This window comes from Rhodophyticola sp. CCM32, from assembly GCF_004751985.1.
Classification (GTDB): domain Bacteria; phylum Pseudomonadota; class Alphaproteobacteria; order Rhodobacterales; family Rhodobacteraceae; genus Rhodophyticola.
In genome coordinates, this window is record NZ_CP038492.1 from 410,052 (window position 1) to 429,060 (window position 19,009).

19 protein-coding genes and 1 tRNA gene are annotated in these 19,009 nt (G+C 57.8%); 11 read left to right on the forward strand and 9 right to left on the reverse strand.

The window, feature by feature from the left end; all coding sequences use genetic code 11:
- From odhB to E2K80_RS02040, 4 genes are all read left to right on the forward strand, one after another.
- Nucleotides 1-1,518 carry a 2-oxoglutarate dehydrogenase complex dihydrolipoyllysine-residue succinyltransferase gene (gene odhB / locus E2K80_RS02025; RefSeq protein WP_135372282.1) on the forward strand — a complete coding sequence of 506 codons (1,518 nt, stop codon included), beginning with the start codon at nucleotides 1-3 and terminating at the stop codon, nucleotides 1,516-1,518.
- Nucleotides 1,518-1,907 (forward strand): MAPEG family protein, encoded by a 390-nt coding sequence (locus E2K80_RS02030; RefSeq protein ID WP_135372284.1) that lies wholly within the window; start codon nucleotides 1,518-1,520, stop codon nucleotides 1,905-1,907. The genes odhB and E2K80_RS02030 overlap by 1 nt, the downstream gene beginning before the upstream one ends.
- 83 nt (nucleotides 1,908-1,990) lie before the next feature.
- A complete protein-coding gene (gene lpdA, locus E2K80_RS02035; protein WP_135372286.1) occupies nucleotides 1,991-3,379 on the forward strand; it encodes a dihydrolipoyl dehydrogenase in 1,389 nt (462 codons plus the stop codon).
- Between the two features lie 73 nt (nucleotides 3,380-3,452).
- Nucleotides 3,453-3,716, forward strand: a complete 264-nt coding sequence (locus tag E2K80_RS02040; protein ID WP_168193072.1) for an SH3 domain-containing protein — start codon at nucleotides 3,453-3,455, stop codon at nucleotides 3,714-3,716.
- Nucleotides 3,717-3,934: 218 nt separating this feature from the next.
- On the opposite strand, the gene E2K80_RS02045 is transcribed toward E2K80_RS02040, so the two are convergent.
- Both E2K80_RS02045 and E2K80_RS02050 read right to left on the reverse strand, forming a co-directional pair.
- Nucleotides 3,935-4,588 (reverse strand): GntR family transcriptional regulator, encoded by a 654-nt coding sequence (locus tag E2K80_RS02045; RefSeq protein ID WP_135372290.1) that lies wholly within the window; start codon nucleotides 4,586-4,588, stop codon nucleotides 3,935-3,937.
- Between the two features lie 13 nt (nucleotides 4,589-4,601).
- Entirely contained in the window at nucleotides 4,602-5,354 is a 753-nt protein-coding gene (locus tag E2K80_RS02050) for a M48 family metallopeptidase (protein WP_238475623.1), read from the reverse strand.
- A gap of 85 nt (nucleotides 5,355-5,439) precedes the next feature.
- Between E2K80_RS02050 and E2K80_RS02055 the strand changes: the two genes are divergently transcribed.
- Nucleotides 5,440-5,805, forward strand: a complete 366-nt coding sequence (locus E2K80_RS02055) for a TIGR02300 family protein (RefSeq protein WP_135372292.1) — start codon at nucleotides 5,440-5,442, stop codon at nucleotides 5,803-5,805.
- A gap of 102 nt (nucleotides 5,806-5,907) precedes the next feature.
- Nucleotides 5,908-5,983: transfer RNA gene (locus tag E2K80_RS02060), tRNA-Ala, on the forward strand.
- Between the two features lie 118 nt (nucleotides 5,984-6,101).
- On the opposite strand, the gene E2K80_RS02065 is transcribed toward E2K80_RS02060, so the two are convergent.
- Entirely contained in the window at nucleotides 6,102-6,566 is a 465-nt protein-coding gene (locus E2K80_RS02065) for a GFA family protein (protein ID WP_135372294.1), read from the reverse strand.
- 172 nt (nucleotides 6,567-6,738) lie between these two features.
- On the opposite strand from E2K80_RS02065, the gene E2K80_RS19390 reads away from it, so the two are divergent.
- Complete coding sequence (locus E2K80_RS19390) at nucleotides 6,739-7,485, forward strand: integrase core domain-containing protein (RefSeq protein WP_135372296.1); 747 nt, start codon at nucleotides 6,739-6,741, stop codon at nucleotides 7,483-7,485.
- Nucleotides 7,486-7,836: 351 nt separating this feature from the next.
- Here the strand turns inward: E2K80_RS19390 and E2K80_RS02075 are convergent, their stop codons facing one another.
- From E2K80_RS02075 to E2K80_RS02100, 6 genes are all read right to left on the reverse strand, one after another.
- Nucleotides 7,837-8,127, reverse strand: coding sequence for an IS30 family transposase (locus E2K80_RS02075; protein WP_168193041.1), 291 nt, complete (start codon nucleotides 8,125-8,127; stop codon nucleotides 7,837-7,839).
- On the reverse strand, nucleotides 8,036-8,764 hold the full coding sequence (locus E2K80_RS19985) for an IS30 family transposase (protein ID WP_135372300.1): 729 nt from the start codon (nucleotides 8,762-8,764) through the stop codon (nucleotides 8,036-8,038). Before E2K80_RS19985 ends, E2K80_RS02075 begins: the two co-directional genes overlap by 92 nt.
- Before the next feature lie 154 nt (nucleotides 8,765-8,918).
- Nucleotides 8,919-10,265, reverse strand: a complete 1,347-nt coding sequence (locus tag E2K80_RS02085; RefSeq protein WP_168193074.1) for a glycosyltransferase 61 family protein — start codon at nucleotides 10,263-10,265, stop codon at nucleotides 8,919-8,921.
- Nucleotides 10,266-10,903: 638 nt separating this feature from the next.
- Nucleotides 10,904-11,455, reverse strand: coding sequence for a hypothetical protein (locus tag E2K80_RS02090; RefSeq protein ID WP_145988576.1), 552 nt, complete (start codon nucleotides 11,453-11,455; stop codon nucleotides 10,904-10,906).
- Nucleotides 11,456-11,469: 14 nt separating this feature from the next.
- On the reverse strand, nucleotides 11,470-12,678 hold the full coding sequence (locus tag E2K80_RS02095) for an MFS transporter (protein WP_135372308.1): 1,209 nt from the start codon (nucleotides 12,676-12,678) through the stop codon (nucleotides 11,470-11,472).
- Nucleotides 12,675-13,607, reverse strand: a complete 933-nt coding sequence (locus E2K80_RS02100) for an aKG-HExxH-type peptide beta-hydroxylase (protein WP_135372311.1) — start codon at nucleotides 13,605-13,607, stop codon at nucleotides 12,675-12,677. Before E2K80_RS02100 ends, E2K80_RS02095 begins: the two co-directional genes overlap by 4 nt.
- Before the next feature lie 490 nt (nucleotides 13,608-14,097).
- Here E2K80_RS02100 and E2K80_RS02105 point away from each other — a divergent pair, with 490 nt between their 5' ends.
- The 4 genes from E2K80_RS02105 (at nucleotide 14,098) to E2K80_RS02125 (ending at nucleotide 19,006) form a co-directional block, all read left to right on the forward strand.
- Nucleotides 14,098-15,120 (forward strand): IS110 family transposase, encoded by a 1,023-nt coding sequence (locus E2K80_RS02105; protein ID WP_135372313.1) that lies wholly within the window; start codon nucleotides 14,098-14,100, stop codon nucleotides 15,118-15,120.
- A 336-nt stretch (nucleotides 15,121-15,456) separates the two neighbouring features.
- Complete coding sequence (locus tag E2K80_RS02115; protein WP_135372316.1) at nucleotides 15,457-16,551, forward strand: IS630 family transposase; 1,095 nt, start codon at nucleotides 15,457-15,459, stop codon at nucleotides 16,549-16,551.
- Between the two features lie 68 nt (nucleotides 16,552-16,619).
- Nucleotides 16,620-17,383 (forward strand): IS5 family transposase gene (locus tag E2K80_RS02120; protein WP_135372318.1). Its coding sequence is split into 2 segments (ribosomal slippage): nucleotides 16,620-16,958 and nucleotides 16,961-17,383, totalling 762 coding nucleotides; the frame shifts between segments, so codons are not numbered across the junction.
- Between the two features lie 207 nt (nucleotides 17,384-17,590).
- On the forward strand, nucleotides 17,591-19,006 hold the full coding sequence (locus E2K80_RS02125; RefSeq protein ID WP_135372320.1) for an L-serine ammonia-lyase: 1,416 nt from the start codon (nucleotides 17,591-17,593) through the stop codon (nucleotides 19,004-19,006).
- Nucleotides 19,007-19,009: the final 3 nt, after the last annotated feature.

The window sequence follows — 19,009 nt, forward strand, 5'->3', positions numbered from 1 at the left end:
ATGTCCGTAGAAGTGCGCGTACCCACCCTGGGCGAAAGCGTGACCGAGGCCACAGTGGCCACCTGGTTCAAGAAACCGGGCGAAGCGGTGGCGGTTGATGAAATGCTCTGCGAGCTGGAAACCGACAAGGTGACGGTGGAAGTGCCCTCCCCCTCGGCCGGGACCCTGGCCGAGATTGTCGCGGCGGAAGGAGAAACCGTGGGGGTTGATGCCCTGCTTGCCACGCTGAGCGAAGGCGCAGGCGCGGCCCCGGCGGCGGCCCCGGAAAAACCTGCGGCAGAAGAACCGGCGCGGGCCGAGGCGGCACCGGAGGCAGGCGGCGACAGCGTTGATGTGATGGTGCCTACCTTGGGCGAAAGCGTGACCGAGGCGACGGTGTCCACCTGGTTCAAGGCCGTGGGCGACAGCGTCGCGCAGGATGAGATGCTGTGCGAGTTGGAGACAGATAAAGTGTCGGTCGAGGTTCCGGCCCCGGCCGCCGGTGTCCTGACTGAAATCGCCGCACCCGAAGGAACGACCGTTGAAGCCAGCGCGAAACTGGCGGTGATCGGTGGCGCAGCGGCAGGTGTCTCGGCGGCGCCAGCGGCGGCGGCTGCACCGGCGGCGGCCCCGGCCAGCACGGGCAGGGATGTGGAAGATGCCCCTTCTGCCAAGAAGCTGATGGCCGAAAAAGGCCTTGGCGCCGATCAGGTTCAGGGGTCGGGCCGCGATGGGCGGGTCATGAAGGAAGATGTGCTGAATGCGGTCAGTGCGGCGACAGCCCCGGCGCCGTCTGCCGCGCCCGCAGCCCCCCGCGCCCCGGTGCCCGCCGATGATGCGGCGCGCGAGGAACGGGTGAAGATGACCCGCCTGCGCCAGACCATCGCCAAGCGCCTGAAAGACAGCCAGAACACCGCCGCCATGCTGACCACCTATAATGAGGTGGATATGGGTGAGGTGATGGCGCTTCGCAGCCAGTACAAGGACCAGTTCGAGAAGAAACACGGGGTGCGCCTGGGCTTCATGTCCTTCTTCACCAAGGCCTGCTGCCATGCGCTGAAAGAAGTGCCCGAGGTGAATGCGGAGATCGACGGAACCGATATCGTCTATAAGAACTTCGTGCATATGGGCGTGGCCGCAGGCACACCCACCGGGCTGGTCGTGCCGGTGATCCGCGATGCGGATGCGATGTCTTTTGCCGAGATCGAGAAAGCGATTGCCGAAAAGGGCCGCCGCGCCCGGGACGGCAAATTGTCCATGGCCGAGATGCAGGGCGGGACCTTCACGCTGTCGAATGGCGGGGTCTATGGCTCGCTGATGTCCTCACCCATCCTGAACCCGCCGCAATCGGGCATTCTGGGCATGCACAAAATCCAGGACCGCCCGATGGCGATCAATGGCGAGGTGGTGATCCGCCCGATGATGTATCTGGCATTGAGCTATGATCACCGGATCGTCGATGGCAAAGGCGCGGTGACCTTCCTGGTGCGGGTGAAAGAAGCGCTGGAGGATCCGCGCCGGTTGCTGATGGATTTGTGATGACCCCCGAACTCACCGCCCTCACATGCGCGGGCCTGCTGCAAGCGGGGCAATTCCTCCTCTATTCGGTTGCCGCCAACGCGCAGGTGGGGCCCGGAACGGCCCTTGGCCCCCGGGATAAGAGAATTGAGCTGACCGGCATTGCCGGCAGGCTTCAGCGCGCGCTGAGCAATCATTTCGAGGGGCTGACGCTTTTCACCCTTGCCGTGACCGTTGTCACCCTCTCGGACCAGTCCACGCACTTCACCGCCATCTGCGCCTGGACCTATCTGGCCGCGCGCATATTTTACGTCCCGGCCTATGCGTTCGGCTGGTCGCCCTGGCGCTCGCTGATCTGGTTCACCGGCTTTGCGGCAACACTCCTCATGCTGATCGCGGCCCTGTTATGACATTCTCTGCTTCACAAATATCCCGGGGGAGCGCGTAGCGCGGGGGCAGAGCCCCGACCCGGCCTGATGAAAGGACCAACGAAATGGCAAGTTACGATGTGATCGTCATCGGTTCCGGCCCCGGCGGCTATGTCTGTGCCATCCGCTGTGCGCAACTGGGGCTGAAAACCGCCTGTGTCGAGGGGCGCGAGACCCTGGGCGGAACCTGCCTGAATATCGGTTGCATCCCGTCCAAGGCGCTGCTGCATGCCAGCCATCAACTGCATGAGGCAGAGCATAATTTCGCCAAAATGGGCCTGAAGGGCAAAAGCCCCTCCGTCGACTGGAAACAGATGCAGGCCTATAAGGATGATGTGATCGGCCAGAACACCAAAGGCATCGAATTCCTGTTCAAGAAGAACAAGATCGACTGGCTGAAAGGCTGGGGAAGTATCCCTGCGCCGGGTCAGGTCAAGGTCGGTGACGAAACCCATGAAGCGAAACATATCATCATCGCCACCGGGTCCGAGCCCACCGCCCTGCCGGGGATCACCATTGACGAGAAGGTCGTGGTCACCTCCGAAGGTGCGCTGAGCCTGCCGAAAGTGCCGAAGAAGATGGTGGTGATCGGCGCGGGCGTGATCGGGCTGGAGCTTGGCTCGGTCTATGCGCGGCTGGGATCCGAGGTGCAGGTGATCGAGTTTCTGGACCACATCACACCGGGCATGGATGCGGAAGTGTCCAAGCAATTCCGGCGGCTGCTGTCGAAACAGGGGCTCAGCTTCACCCTTGGCGCGGCGGTGCAGAAGGTGGAGGCGACAAAGACCAAGGCCAAGGTCACCTATCAGCTGCGCAAGGATGACAGCGAGGTGGTGGTGGATGCCGATGTGGTGCTCGTCGCCACGGGGCGCAAACCCTATACCGACGGGCTGGGTCTGACGGAACTGGGTGTCGAGATGACCGACCGGGGCCAGATCAGGACCGATGCGCGTTGGGCCACGAATGTGAAAGGCATCTATGCCATCGGCGATGCGATCACCGGCCCGATGCTGGCCCATAAGGCGGAAGATGAAGGCATGGCCGCCGCCGAGGTCGTCGCGGGCAAACATGGCCATGTGAATTATGGGGTGATCCCGGGCGTCATCTATACCCATCCCGAGGTCTCCAATGTGGGTGAGACAGAGGAAAGCCTGAAAGATGCGGGCCGGGCCTATAAGGTCGGCAAGTTTTCCTTCATGGGCAATGGCCGGGCCAAGGTAAATTTCGCCGCCGACGGGTTTGTGAAAATCCTCGCGGATAAAGACACAGACCGGATTCTGGGCGCCCATATCATTGGCCCGATGGCGGGTGATCTGATCCATGAGATCTGTGTGGCGATGGAGTTCGGCGCCTCGGCCCAGGATCTGGCGATGACCTGCCACGCCCACCCCACCTATTCCGAAGCCGTGCGGGAGGCCGCCCTGGCCTGTGGCGATGGTGCGATCCACGCCTGATCGTCGGGCGTGCGTCACCAGGCCGTGGCGCGCGACCTATACCCCGGCCTTGCGTGTCAGCGCCGGGGAAGTCGTGACCCCGGGCCGTGTGGATGATGATTATCCCGGATGGCAATGGGTGGTGAGCCAGCAGGGTCTGGGCGGATGGATTCCCGTTGATCTGCTGGATGGCGACCGCATCACCGGGGATTTTGACACAACCGAACTGACCGTGATGACGGGTGAAAGGGTCACGATCCTGACCACACGGGCAGGCTGGCATTGGTGCCGGGCAGAAAACGGGCAAGAGGGCTGGGTGCCGGCCGATTGCCTGTCGCGATATAGCGTTTCCCGGTAACGTCGTATCAGCATTCGCGGCCTCTCAATCAGCAAATAAAACTTCGGCTTGAAATTCTGAACCACCCCCGCGTCACCCTCCCGCCCGGCGGCACCGCCGGGCAGCGCCTGTACCGCCCCAAGGGGCGGGCGATGGCCTCTGCGCAATGTATATGTGGTGCAGAATTTTGGTCCGAAGCTCTATAGCTTTTCAGGTTTTACACGAAACGCTTTAGCGGCTCAGCTTATCAGAAGGCGCAGGCCCTTGGTGACATCCGCGCGGACCGCAAGGCGCAATCCCGGCTCGTCCCCGGCTTGCAGGGCGGCAAGGATCAGGTTGTGATGACTGGGCGCATCGGTTTTGCCCATACGCCCGTAAAGCGCCCGCATGGTGGGCCCCAGTTGCAACCAGACGGTTTCCGCCAGGGCCAGCATCGCCGGGGCCTGGGCGCGCAGATAAAGCGTGCGGTGGAATTCCAGATTGCTGCGGATATAGCCAACCGCATCGCGCCGTATGATCGCATTGGCGATGCTGCCATTGATCACCTCCATCCGCTCGATCAGGGCCATATGGGCGCGGGGCAGGGCGCGGGTCGACAATTCCGGCTCCAGCAGGGCGCGGATGGCGGCAAGCTCTTCAATCCGCTCATTGGACAATTCCGGTGTCGACACCCGGCCCGAGGCAGACAGAAACAGTGCCCCTTCGCTGACCAGCCGTCGCACCGCTTCGCGGGCGGGTGTCATCGAGACGCCGAATTCCTTGCCAAGACCGCGCAGGGTTATGGGCTGGCCCGGGCCCACCTCTCCATGCATGATCTGTGTTCTCAAAGCGCGGTAAACCCGATCATGGGCCACTGCGGCACCGGTTTCCGTGGGGCGGGGATTGGTCAACATGGGGGCAATGTGATCACAAAACCGGGTCTTGCGGCAAGGGGTCGAACTGCCACGCCAGAAGTTGCGGGCCTTCGGTCTTCAGCCAGGCGCGCGGGGCATCGTAGCCGGGGCAGAGCCGGGCACAGACGGACCAGAACTTCGCGGAGTGGTTCATTTCCGCCAGATGTGCGACCTCATGGGCCGCGACATAGTCAAGCACATCAGGCGGTGCCATAATCAGCCGCCAGGAAAACATCAGATCCCCTTTCGAGGAACAACTGCCCCATCGGCTGCGGGGATCGCGCAGGGTCAGCCGGCCATAGCGCCGCCCAAGATCCGAGGCATAGCGGTCGCAGGCCCGGGTCAGGCGCTCGCGTGCCAGGGCCTGCAACAGGGCGCGGATGCGGGGGGGGATGCGTGGGCCATCGGGCACCTGCACCCCGCCCTCGATCAGCCGGGCCGTCCGGCCGCCCCCGCGCGTGATCTGCCGATCCACCCCGCAGATCGGGATTGTGCCGCCGATCTCGGGCCGGTTGGGGTGTGGTGCCGCAGCAAGCTGTCGTCTCAGCCATGTTTCACGGTCATGCAGAAAGGCCAGGGCATCGCTTTCTCTGGCCCAATGTGGCAGGCTCAGGCTGACGCGGCCATCGGCCCGCGACACCCGCAGCGAGAACCGCCGCGCCCGGGCAGAGCGTTTCAGGGCCACATGTACCGGCGGGTCGCCGGGCAGGATATGGGTGTCGTTGGACGGGCGGGGCATTTTCCACTCGAAGCTTGGGCCGGGCATCTGCGGTCCTGAAAGGCTTTGACACCCCTCCGACATTGTGTCAGGTGACCGCAATTCTTCGATACCGATGATTAAAGGGGGTGTCATGCCCAAAGAGGACTGGGGCGTCAAACGCGTCTGCCCGACAACCGGGAAACGGTTTTACGACCTGAACAAGAATCCGATCGTCAGCCCGTATACGGGTGATGTGGTTGTGCTGGATACCGGCAAGGGGTCACGTACCCTGGTGGCCGATAAGGCCGATAAATCCGCAACCAAGAAAGACGTCACCGATGACGCTGAAGAGGTCGTTCTGGACGATGATGACGATCTTGATATTGACGCCGATGCGGATGTCGATCTGGATGACGGCGACGATGATGATGACGTTCTGGACGATGATGACGATACGGAAACCGTCGCTCTGGACGATCTGAAGGACGTCGCGGCCAATGATGGCGACGACGACTGATCCGTGCTGAACCGAACGGCGCGGGGCGGGGATTTTTCGCTTGATCTGCCCCGCGCGACACCATAAACCGCACGTCGTTGACGCGATTGGCGGCAATGGTCTGGGGCCTTAGCTCAGCTGGGAGAGCGCCTGCATGGCATGCAGGAGGTCAGCGGTTCGATCCCGCTAGGCTCCACCAAACTTCCTTTCTGAATGGCCACATAGTTTGACCTTTCGGGGCAGTAACGCTGGCCTTCAGGCGAACGCAGTAACAGATAGCAATCGGCGCAAATCGCCTCTTGGGCGACTGATCCTGACTACGATGCGGCGATAGTACGGCCAGGCAGCGCAAGCACGCCAGCAAATGGCAAGGCAAGGGCGAGGTATGAGCCAAGCACTGTATCGTGCTTCGGAACGCCGTCGTTCAACGCCTTGGCTCTGGTCCCGTAGTAGACATCATGACCAACGGGTGGAACCAGTCCACCGGGCATTGCGATCGCCGGTATGATTGAAAAAACAAAGTAAAAATGCGCGAGAATCGGTTCATGACATGATTTGCAAATGCCACGAACCAATGGGGATGGTCGCATGGTGTGTATCCAGTCGACCTGGTTGGCATCCTCAAGATGGACCTGCCCGCGACGAAACACGAGCGCGTCAGCAAAAGGCCCCTTGTAGGTGGATTGACACTTCGAACAATGGCACCGAAACCGAAGTCTCGGCATCGCTGAAACCGCCGCTTTGGTTTGACCACATGTGCAACTGATGATCTCTCTTTTCATGGAAACCAGATTATTGATGCCAGATCGGCTTGGTCAAGCTGTAGGGGGAGGACGAAGCCGCTAACGCGGCAATGGCGCTTGTTACCGGTGTTCGGCGTTGATCCGGCGATTTTGGGATTTGGCAGACCTGTCTGACGATTGGGGTTTCTCAATTAGATGACAGGAGGCTCCCATGAAGGAGGAGAAGACCACCCCGCTGCGTGAGCGGATGATCGAAGATATGCGCATTCGCGGAATGTCCCCGAAGACGCAGCAAGGCCATATCAGAGCCGTCAGGTATTTTGCTGAGTTCATCGGGCGCTCGCCCGATACGGCGACGCCGGACGAGTTGCGCGCGTATCAGCTTCACATGACCGATACCGGGGTCTCGACCGGCGTGTTCAACGCTAGGATCGTGTCGCTGCGGTTCTTCTTCGGCATGACCTGTGGGCGCGAGGAGATGAAGCGGTACATGCAGTTCCGGCGCAAAGCGAAGAAGCTACCGGTTGTCTTGAGCGTCGAGGATGTTGGCGATCTGCTGGCGGCGGTTCCTGGACCGGGGCTGTGCATTGAGGTCGACTTCTCACTGCCAGCGGAGCGCGTTGTGCGCAGCCTGAACCAGATCATTGAATGGCGCGGCCAGCCGCACGCAATTCGCGTCGATAATGGTCCAGAATATATCAGTGGCACGCTCATGACATGGGCCGAGAAACGCAACATCCGGCTTGAATACATCCAGCCAGGCAAACCACAGCAGAACGGCTACATAGAACGTTACAACCGCACTGTTCGTGGCGAGTGGCTCGGACAATACATCTTTGAAACGATTGAGGAGGCACAAGATAAGGCGACTGAATGGCTCTGGACTTACAACAACGAGCGACCCAACATGGGTATAGGCGGCATAACACCCGCCATGAAACTGAAAACAGCCGCGTGAATTCTACGGCTGGACCCCACTAAAAATGGGGGGATTACCCCGCGGCTTCCTCCTTCCGAGATTTGTCAACGCGGGCCGCACGCCCCGCCGGAAGGAAATGTTGCACCCCGGCCCGCATCGAAAAACCTTCAGGAGACCGGACATTCAGTGCACCGATGCGAACGGCAGTTTCGTACCGTTAGAGCAGGTTGCATTTTATATGAGGCAGCGGTTTTCGAGTCAGTTCAAACGATTTCTGCTTCAAAGCTTTTTGCGTTTTCATTGAAACAGTTCGCATCAGAATTCGTGTTCGAAATCAGCTACCTGCTGATTGAGAGGCAGTGAATTCTGATTCAATGTTAACGCAAAACGCTATAGGCGTTCAACGATTGCGTTGATCTGCGTCTTTGTCACGGCCTTCATGGATTTTCCTTTCGGGAAGTATTGCCGTAGCAAGCCATTCATATTTTCGTTCGAACCGCGCTCCCAGGAATGATAGGGATGCGCAAAGAAGCTCTTTGCACCGAGGTCGCGATTGACCTTTTGGTGGTGCGAAAACTCCGGCCCATTATCATAGGTCAGTGTGTGGACGTGGTCCCGCAAAGGCCCGAGCGTGCGTGAGATGGCTTGCTGTGCCGATTTTGCCCTGCGATCTTTGACCACTACGGCCCTGCATAGGCGGGATTTGCGTTCGGTCATTGTGATCAAGGCTGCATCGTTTTTGGCGCCCTATGATCGTATCGACTTCCCAGTCTCCGATACGGGCTCTGGCATCGACGATCCGGGGGCGCTCGGAGATCCAGACGCGATCCTTGATTTGCCCGCGTCTGTTGAAGACACCGCGCCGTTTACGACGCCTCTTGTGAACCCGCAGATGGGTGTAGAGCGTGCCGCCTGCACGTTTATCGGCGTAGATGTGCTGATAAATGCGTTCATGGCTCACAGGGGCAAGGCCTTTGAGCCGCATCACACCGTTGATCTGTTCGGGGCTCCAGTCCTGACGCAGACCAGCCTCGACAATCCGCCATTGCTGCCGTGAAACCCGGCGCCGTCCAAGACGGATACGCCGCGACATGCTGAAGCGTTGGGCTTGTCTGGCGTGATATCCACGCAGGCCGGCATTGCGCCGAACTTCCCGGCTGATGGTCGACTTGTGACATCCGATCCGGCGCGCAATGCCTGCCTGGCTCTCCCCCGCTGTCAATGCTGCGTAAATCTCTATACGGTCATCTTCTGTAAGGCGGCGGTAAGCTCGCATTCTATGCTCCTTAACTTCAGTCGGTGAGCAGCATAAGAGCATCGCCGCCTTACACTGTCATAAACGTTAAGTTGCGATGGCGCGTTGAATCCAAGGGGTGCTATAGCACCGTCCCAAGGGTCAAACCATGTGGCACGCCACATCCTTGGTTTCCTTATCGTGATCCCGTCCTTGTGATGCCCCGCCCCGGAGCGCGTTACAAAGCGTCGATATGTGCCATCAATTGCGCAATCCCGGTATCCGAGATGGCAACCGGGTGAAGCGTCCCGCCCCGCAGTGGTGGAAGAGCTTCCGGGCCGTCATAATCGTAATCGGCCACCGCCACAGTGTATGTGCAGCCCGCCGCATGTGCGAAACCCATGAAATCGCTCCACCGCAGCACGCCGGATTGCAGCGTGCCCAGTTCGATCACATGGGCCTGCGGATGCGCATAAAGCAGATTGGTGAAACCTGCCCCGTGATAGGACACCATCACCTCGGCGCGCGCCATCAGGGCGATCTGTTCAAGCGGTGAGAGCTTCTCGAAATAGATCACCTCGAAACCACGTTTTTGCAGCCCTGCAATGATCTTCGGTTCCGCTTCGACGGTGCGGGCGCGTTTGCCTTCCACTGCCCGGCCAACCCAGAAACGTTTGGGCAGATGCGGGAAGTCCTGTCCTTCGATCGCGCGTAGGGCGCGTTCGCGCAGCAGGCGGAGGGACCGGGAATAGGCGTTCATCGACAGGGTCTTCATGACATCTGCGTTCGGTAATGTCGGGTCCCATTGCAGGCGTCGCCCGATCAGCGGGTCAAGCGGGGGTATTGCCCCCGGGGGGGCCTGAAACAGGTAATAATCCGGTGTGAAGGCCCCAAGCACCCGGTCATAATGGGCCGGTTCGCCCTGAAACCGCACCCTGCCGGCCAGTTCGGGGAAAAGCGCATCAAGGTAGCGGGTGATGAACCCCGAGGGTTCTGCGCCCGGGCAATGAATGTTGATCTGCCCGCTGAACCCGTCGATCTCGGCCAGAAGGCAAAGATTGCAGAAGGTTTCCTTCATGAAATGATAGTAATTATGCAGGTTCCGGGCATCCAGCGCGAAGTCTAGCCCGGTGATATCTCCGCTCCAGATCGGCACTGGTTCGGCATTGGCCTGCGCCTGTTCGTAATGTTGGCGAAGATCGGCGTTGAAATCGGCCCCTGGGTATTCAGATTTATAACTGCGACCGTATTTCGTCATAAGGCGCCCGCCGCCCGCCCCGTTCATGAACCAGCGATTGTTGAGCGCCGTAAAGGTGCGGATGAACCGGGCATCTTCAAAAAGCGCGGGCCGGGTGTTTAACTCAATGACACTGTCGAAATGCCTATGGCGGGCGATACGGCGAAGCTCGGTCTCCCACCTTGCGCGGATTTCAGGGGTCTCGGACAGCGTAAGGCTGGTGATCGTGCCGCTGCGCGCCTTGTGCCAGGCGGGGCCGGGATCAGATAGCAGATGCAACCCCGGGTGAAGGCCGGGGGTGTAAAGCGCATCGCTGGGTGGGGTGGAGAAAGTAGGTGTGTCAGGCATCGGCGGTAAAGCAGTTTGCAACTTCAACAGGTTATGGCATGGGATGGGCAGAGGGGGAATGCCTGTCATCACATGGCGGTTGTTCATCTTTAGATCGTTTAAGATGGTATGTCGTTAGGGTCAGGCCCCCTTAAATCCATACCGTCAGCACCGATTTCACGACATATCAGTGGTTTGCGGCGCGCCGGCCATAGGTGTTCTACGGTCAAGCGGCGCACGCCGCTGAGATGATGTGAAACCGGTGCCCTTCGGGTTTGGCGGATGTCCCGCGTGAGCATCGTTGCAGGCCTTTGAAATAGAACCACTATTCCGGCAGCCCTGCGCCTTGTCACGCGAAAAATCTGCCAAACTGATGGCATGGATTTAATGGGTCCTGACCCTAACTGGCGCTGCGCGCTATTTGGAAGACCGCGGTTGACCGTCTGTGGGACGTTGCGCATCTTTGACACGATGCAACGGTTTTTCTGAATCCGAACAACATGTCGCGTCACGCAATATCGGCCCAAACGTCAAGCATGTTTGACCCAGACCGGACCCGCCTTGCTTTTCGCGCCAAGGTCGGCGGTGCGGACTTTTCCGACATTCGCTGCGTCTTCGCCAACGGCTGCTTCAAGGAGGAGGTCTAGTTTATGTAAGCACTATGCAGTCTCCCTGACGCTGGACAGAGTTGTTTCAAATGCAGAATTTGCCGGTCCACTTGCCAAGGCAGCCCAGTGCTTCGAGCTTTCGAGAAACACCATCACATCCGCTGTGGGCGCTATGTCATGCTTTTCCCAACACCAATCGACCTGGTCGATTCGATCAGCCACGGCAATGTCGGCAATGCTTCTGATATCTTCCTGAGACAACGATATGCGGCGGCCATCGTACGCGAACTCGCCTGCTTCAACTGGATAACCCGCTTCCGACCGCTCTAAGCAATAGTATCCAATAATCAAGGCCTTTGCCCGCTTGGGTACCACAGTTTCGTCCATCGTAGATAGGTCAAGGATCTCGTTATCATAGCCACTCTTGGGATCAATGACGGAATGCATCAACCCCGCAATCTTCGTTTCTTCGTCGCAACCCCAATTGTCCAGATACTGGTAGGTCGATGCCAAGTGCCCCACGTGGCTGCGCTCATACAAGAAGGCCTTATCAAATCCGCCCGCCTTCAAAATGGCGACACATGGCTTATACATATTTGACACTTTGTCTAACCTCCTCATAAGAGCTTGGTGTAGTAGCCAAGCAAGTCGTCCTTTGGCACCCGGATGAACTCTCGAAATGAAGTGCTCAAGGCCAAATAGGCAGTACAAAGCAGGATAATGCTGCCAGCTACTAGCAACACACCGTTCAGTGACTGGCCGAATACTAAAATTGATGAAACCAGTAAGCCAACAGGAACACCTGCTTGAATGATGAAGAAGTGAGAGGTCTGAAAAAAGCCCCTCTCTTTCTCCGGCAATGCCATAGAGCGCCGCGCCTCCACGGTGGTGTTGTTTGTCACGATAGCCGCGCCCACGAAGAATGATATCACGGCCCAGGCGACAGGCTGGAGTAAAATCGCGTAAGCGAACATAGAAGCTCCCAGTACAGCAAGGCTCCCCAAGACAATCACGAGTTCACTAACGCGCTCAGAAACAAACCGATGTAAAAATAATGCGCTGAAGACTACACCAGCAGTAACGCTGGCTTCTAGCAGCCCCAAGTAAACCGGTGAAACATCAAACACTGTCTTTGCCGCGAATGGAATGACGAACGTTGAGAATGATACTGTTATGGCATTAATGGCAAGTGAGATTAGTGACCACTCGATTTCAAACCTGATCCTCGAAAAACGTTTGAAGCTCTTGAAGGGGCTTTCGAAAGCCGATCGAATTTGGCGAGGTGAAGGATAGGCCACACCAGAGGAGTACCAGCAGACGATTGCTGCAATGATCGTGATAATCAGCAGCACGATGGCGCTATTCAGAACTTCATAACCTAAAAAACCTACTGTCAATCCGCTTACGCGAGCAACAGATGAAATTAGAAATGAGTAGCGATAAGCGTTAGGTGCTTCGTCAGTATCAACAAGTTCGGGGACAAGTGCATTGACGCTTGGCGTAAAGTAACTTTCCACACTTCCGAAAGCGCCTGCAGCAACTAAAAGAAGAATTGGCTGCTGCCATTCAAACCCGATGGCGAACAGTGCGAACGCTGAGCAAGAAACCGTCATAAGTTGGACTATCAACCGTCTCGGTCCGACTTTGTCAGGCAGATTAGAAAAAAAGCAACCGAAGCAAGTCTTGCATAAATAAAAGACTATCGGCAGTGCGGCAGCTAGCCAGGTTTGCGCTTCAAGTGCAACCCATATGGATAAGGCCAAGGCCAGCTTTCCCAGGGTAAGGAAAAAAACCTCAAGTCCTTTCAGCCGAAGCAATCTCTTCATGCAAGTAAGTCGTTTCTTATCACCACTCTTTCGATGTCTTCAAAGATCAACCGCCCTGTTTCAGTGAATTCTGCGTTCTTCGAAACTGTTTTGTGCGTCGCAATGATCAGTTTCTTTAACTCTACTAGTCGATCAGCGACGTCTTCACCGGCGTTGGTTAGTTCAGACCTTGCAAGATCGAGTGCAATGTAGCTACGCACCATAACGAAAAGGGCATGAAACAGGCCAAACATCGGTCTCAAATCATCTCGAAGAGGAGCCTTGAACCGTTCGGTATCCTTATTCAGAACAAGTGAATCCTGTCCATTAAATGTGAATAGTACGAGATGGCTAAGTTCGTGAACAATATGTTCGATAAAGTAAGCCAGTGTTCCCTCTGGATCCGCATATATTGTCACGAGACCAAATGCGGTGTAACTGCTTCCTGATCTGACGTAATAATCCTGCGTTCTTCCAGTCAAGATAATTTCATCTATTAGAAGCGCCATTTCGTTTGAATACTTTGGAGCAGTTTTTCGTATCACGTCAATTGCTTCAAGAACTAGCACTTTAGAGATGTCGAACTGCTGTTCGGTAACCTTGCCAATCTTAACACCACTCTCGTCGCGACTCAAAATCTCCAACAGTAGCTCATTTTGCAGAGTCTCTTCATCAGGGTCAAACCTAGAAATGCGAACACTTCGGAAATTTGTGCTACTGGTAAAGTCATTGATGCGAGCCAGCAGTTGCTTTGCCTCCTCAAATTCATCCGCCTCAACCTTCCCGACCGATAAATTATATAGGGCAAAGTGAGGCCAGCAAAATCGATGGACCAGCCCCTCCAATCCCAATGCAACACTCAGATAAGTCAACGATTCGTTGTAAGGTTTCTTAATCCGCTGAAGCACTTTATTGGGGTCTGAAGAACCTTCAGTTAACTCAATATCCATTGATGCCTCCAAATACTGTTGGCGGGTGCCCGTTCACCGGGCACCCTTGTAGTCAGTCCTCGTCGCGCTTCGAGTTGACGGTCCATTCAGCGGACGCTTGTGCTTTGCTCTTCAGGAGTTTTGATTTGTCGATAGTCATGGTCTTCTCCTTTGTTGAATTGTGCTGTTTGCACGCAATTTAGGGTTGTTTGATTCGCACATCAAAGCAACTCTGAGCATATAACGAGAACTGGTTTCGGCGAAGTAACGCCCAGATCGGTTTCTCGAGCGTGGGTAAACATACTGACACGACCATAATGATCAATTTATTGGCACCAAATAATCGGCTCGTCGACTGACAATGCACAAACCTTTGGCAAAACTCCGTTTGGTTTGTCAGGTTTTTTGGCCGTACTTAAAGAAGCTGATGGGGTGGATGGCTCCTGCTCCAACCGGCGTCGCAATGCGCCATAATGCAGGTGTCTAAATCTGCTTTGAGAGGAGCCACCCCATGCAAGTTACCACAATCGGCGTTGACCTGGCCAAGAACGTTTTCCAAGTCCATGGTATCGCAGAGAACGACGATGTGTTGTTCAACAAGCCCCTGAGACGGGCGCAGTTTCTGCCGTTCTTTGCTAAATTAGAACCCTGCCTGATCGGCATGGAGTCTTGCAGCAGCGCCCATCATTGGGCCCGCGAGTTGACGGCCTTGGGCCACGAGGTGCGTTTGATCCCGCCGATGTATGTGAAGCCCTACGTCAAGCGCGGGAAGTCAGACGCGATCGACGCTGAGGCAATCTGTGAAGCAGTGACACGACCCACGATGCGCTTTGTTGCGATCAAAACGGTTGAGCAACAAGCCTTGCTATCGCTTCATCGGGCTCGCGACCTTTTGGTCCGTCAAAGGACGCAACTGATCAACGGCCTACGTGGCCTTGTTGCCGAGTTTGGCGTTTACATTCCGAGAGGGCTGGCTCGGGTGATTGGCTTCGCCGAAAACATCACCCTTGGTGAAGTGCTCGACTTGCCGGACATCGCCAACGAGGTGATCCGCAACCTGTCAGATCAGCTCATGGCTCTGCATAAGCGGGTCCGATGGTATGAAGAGCGCCTCAAGCAAGTGGCCAAAGAAGATGCGCGTGTCCGTTTGCTGCGCACGATACCCGGCGTCGGCGTGGTGACGGCCTCTGCGATCATCGCCAGCATCGGCGACGGGCATCAGTTCCGTAATGGCCGGGAGTTCGCCGCCTGGCTGGGCTTGACGCCTGCGAATAAATCCAGCGGAGGAAAGGAAAAGCTGGGGCGGATCACCAAGATGGGCGATCAATATTTGCGATCGTTGCTTGTCGTCGGCATGACATCACTGGTCCGACAAACACGGTCCCACCCCGAACGCGCCAGCAAGTGGCTGACGTCACTGCTCGAACGCAAACCTGCGCGTGTTGCAACCGTCGCCATGGCCAACAAGACCGCCCGGATCGTCTGGGCTGTCCTGACCCGCGATGAACCCTACAGCCCCCGTGCGGCAGCCTGAGAAGAAAGGAACATCGAGTTAGCAAGACCCGCGAGATGATGGTGCATAAGTCAGCCGCCAAAACCAGGACACCCCGCCGAATGTCCCGGGCGTCATAGCCCGCTAAGCTGTAAGGGACTTGGTTTGCGGAACCCATCAGGGCCAGCGGTCACAACCGCGCAAACAGGCCGGACACATGACTGCTTCTGACAAATGCACAAATCAGATCAAAAAGGACTTGCTATGCAGGAGCCATCCACACAGGACATTCGCTGCGTTGCGCTCGAACGTCCGGTTCTAGTCACCTGGAACTGTAATTCGTATCATTGTTTGAACTGAGCTTCAGGAGGTGATGCGATGGTTGGACGGGTTGCGGATGCGGTGGTGCTGAGCGATGAAGAGCGCCGCTTTCTCGAAGGTCAGGTTCGGCAGCACAAGACGCCCCGGTCTTTGTCGGATCGCTGTCGGATGATCCTGTTGTGCGCCGAGGGGCTGCCCAGCAAGGAAGTGGCTGCACAGCTTGGCGTGCACGAGCACACGGTGGGCAAATGGCGCAGGCGTTTTGCACAGGATCGGATCGAAGGCCTCACCGACGAATACCGCCCCGGTCGCCCGCGCACGGTGTCGGATGAACAGGTGGCCGAGGTGATCGAGCGCACGCTGAACACCATGCCAAAGGACGCAACCCACTGGTCGATCCGCTCAATGGCTGCCGCGACGGGGCTGTCTCACACAACAATTCGGCGGATTTGGAACGCATTCGGGCTACAGCCACACCGCAGCGAGACTTTCAAACTCTCAACCGATCCGCTGTTCGTGGACAAGGTGCAGGATATTGTCGGGTTGTACCTGTCGCCGCCGAACCGGGCTATCGTGTTGTGCGTAGACGAGAAATCCCAGATTCAAGCGCTGGATCGGGAACAGCCGGTCCTGCCCATGGCGCCCGGCGTGGCTGAGCGGAGAACTCACACTTACATCCGCCACGGTACGACCTCGCTCTTTGCCGCTCTGGATATTGCCACCGGTGCCGTGATCGGAAAGTGCTACAAACGGCATCGTGCAACAGAGTTTCCGGACTTTCTCAAAAAGATCGACCGGCACGTGCCCGCAGGCCCCGACGTGCATATCGTCATGGACAATTATGCCACCCACAAGACGCCGAGGGTCAAGGCTTGGCTGGCGCGCCGCCCGCATTGGCACGTCCACTTCACGCCTACGTCAGCGTCATGGATCAACCAGGTGGACCGCTGGTTCGCCGAATTGACCCGCAAGCAGCTACAGCGGGGCGTGCACCGATCAACCGTAGAGTTGGAGGCCGACATTGTGGCATTCATCGAGGCCCACAACGAGAACCCAACGCCGTACAAGTGGGTCAAATCCGCAGACGAAATCCTCGCATCCGTCAAACGGTTCTGCCAGCAAACTCAGCAAACCTTATGCCGCGAACTTTAGATACAGGTGACTAGGGCGTAGACCTATAAATGGCGATGTGCTTCAAGATGTGAAATCTGGGAGGTTTCATGTCGTCGAATTTCCGGCTCACCGAAGAACAGTTCAATAAAATCAGTCCTTTGCTGCCAAACAAGCCCCGAGGCGTGCCACGGGTGGATGATCGTCGTGTCTTGTCCGGGATCATTTTCTGTATCCAGCGAGGCTATCGCTGGTCCGATGTGCCGCCCGAATATGGCCCGGCAAAGACGCTCTACAACCGCTGGAAACGTTGGTCCGAGGCAGGCGTTTTCGAACGTGTCTTTGACGCGCTGGCGCGCGAGACGGCCGACCTGTCGACACTCATGATCGATGCGAGCCATGTCAAAACGCATCGGATCGCAGCGAACGGTGTCAAAAAAACAGCCCGGGCGGACGGAGCATCGGCAAGACCAAAGGCGGGCTGAATTCGAAGCTGCATCTGGTTTGCGACGGTGGCGGTTGCCCGGTTCACTTGGGGCTGACTGCGGGAAATCGGGCCGATATTTCCCAAGCACGCCAGTGCCTTGAACCCTATGTCGCCAAAGGCTGCACCGTCATCGCGGACCGTGGCTATGACGCCAATCACCTGCGTGACTGGCTGACCAAGGCAGAGGCAACAGCCTGCATCCCGCCCCGCAAAAACCGCAAGGTGCAGTTTGAATATGACGCAGATCTCTACAAAACCCGCAATATCGTAGAGCGCATGTTCAATCGCCTGAAAGACTGGCGACAACTCAGCCTGCGCACATTCCGATGCCCCAACACCTTCCTCGCGGCCGCCCACATCGCCGCTACAGTGATTTGGTTCTTATGAGTCTACGCCCTAGGTGATTGGCTCAGTTTTTGACGCGAAGGCCAAAGTTATCTAACGTCCAACAACGTCTCTGCACCCTCTTAGTCCTCGTCGGGAGACTGCTGGCTGTTCGGCGCATTATTCATATGTGCCGGCCTTGCATTTTGCGTTACAGCGTTTCGAACCCCTGTTGAAATACAGCTGGTCACAGGACCCGAGAGCACGCGCATGTTTCTGAGCATCTTTGACATCTTCAAGATCGGGATCGGCCCGTCCTCGTCTCACACCATGGGCCCGATGAGCGCGGCGGCGCGGTTTCTGGACGATCTGCGCGGCGGCCGCGAGAAAGAGCCGGGGGCCGGTGATCCGGCGCGGCTGGCCTGTTCGCTGCATGGGTCACTGGCCTTTACCGGCAAGGGCCATGCGACGGATCGGGCGGTGATCCTCGGGCTTTGCGGGCTGACCCCCGCCACGCTGGACCCGGATCAGGCGGAAACACTGGAGGCTGAGCTGCGGGCCAGGGGCCAGGTCACGCCGCCGGGTCTGCCGCAGATGCGGTTCGATCCGGCCACGGATCTGGTCTTCGACTATGAGACAATCCTGCCGGGCCATGCCAACGGGATGATCCTGCGGGCTTTTGACACAAACGGAAACCTCCATATGGAGGAAACCTATTATTCCATCGGCGGCGGGTTTGTGATGACGGCGGCGGAACTGGCGGCGCAGGAACAGGGCCGCGCGGGTCAACTGCATGCGGAGCAGGAGCATGTGGACTATCCCTATCCGTTCGGGTCCGCGGCTGAGATGCTGGCGATGGGCCGGGCCTCCGGCAAGTCCATTGTCGAGATGAAATGGGCCAATGAGACAGCGGGGCGCGGTCGGACAGAGGTGGCCGGGCAGCTTGATACCCTGCGGACCGCAATGGAGGCCTGCCTGGATCGCGGGCTGCGTATGGATGGCGAGTTGCCCGGCGGCTTGCGGGTGAAGCGTCGTGCCAGGGCAATTCATGACCAGTTGCAGGCCGAGGCGGGCAGCAACATCGCGCAGCCGCATGTGGTGAATGACTGGTTGAGCGTCTATGCCATGGCCGTGAATGAAGAGAATGCCGCAGGCGCGCGTGTGGTCACCGCACCAACCAACGGGGCGGCAGGCGTGATCCCGGCGGTTTTGCGCTATTACCGCAGCCATTGTATCGGCGCGACGGAGCACGGCAGCACGGATTTTCTGATGGCGGCAGCAGCGATCGGCGGTTTGATCAAGTACAATGCCTCAATCTCGGGGGCCGAGGTTGGATGCCAGGGTGAGGTCGGCTCGGCTGCGGCGATGGCGGCGGCAGGTCTCTGCGCGGCTTTGGGGGGCACGAATGAGCAGGTGGAAAATGCGGCAGAGATCGCTTTGGAGCATCATCTGGGGATGACCTGCGACCCGGTGGGCGGTCTGGTGCAGGTGCCCTGTATCGAACGCAACGGGCTGGGTGCGATCAAGGCGGTGTCGGCGGCGTCACTGGCCCTGCGCGGCGATGGTACGCATTTCATGCCGCTGGACAATTGTATCGAGACGATGCGCCAGACCGGGCTGGACATGAACACCAGATATAAAGAGACCAGCCAGGGCGGTCTGGCGGTGAACCTGCCGGAATGCTGATCC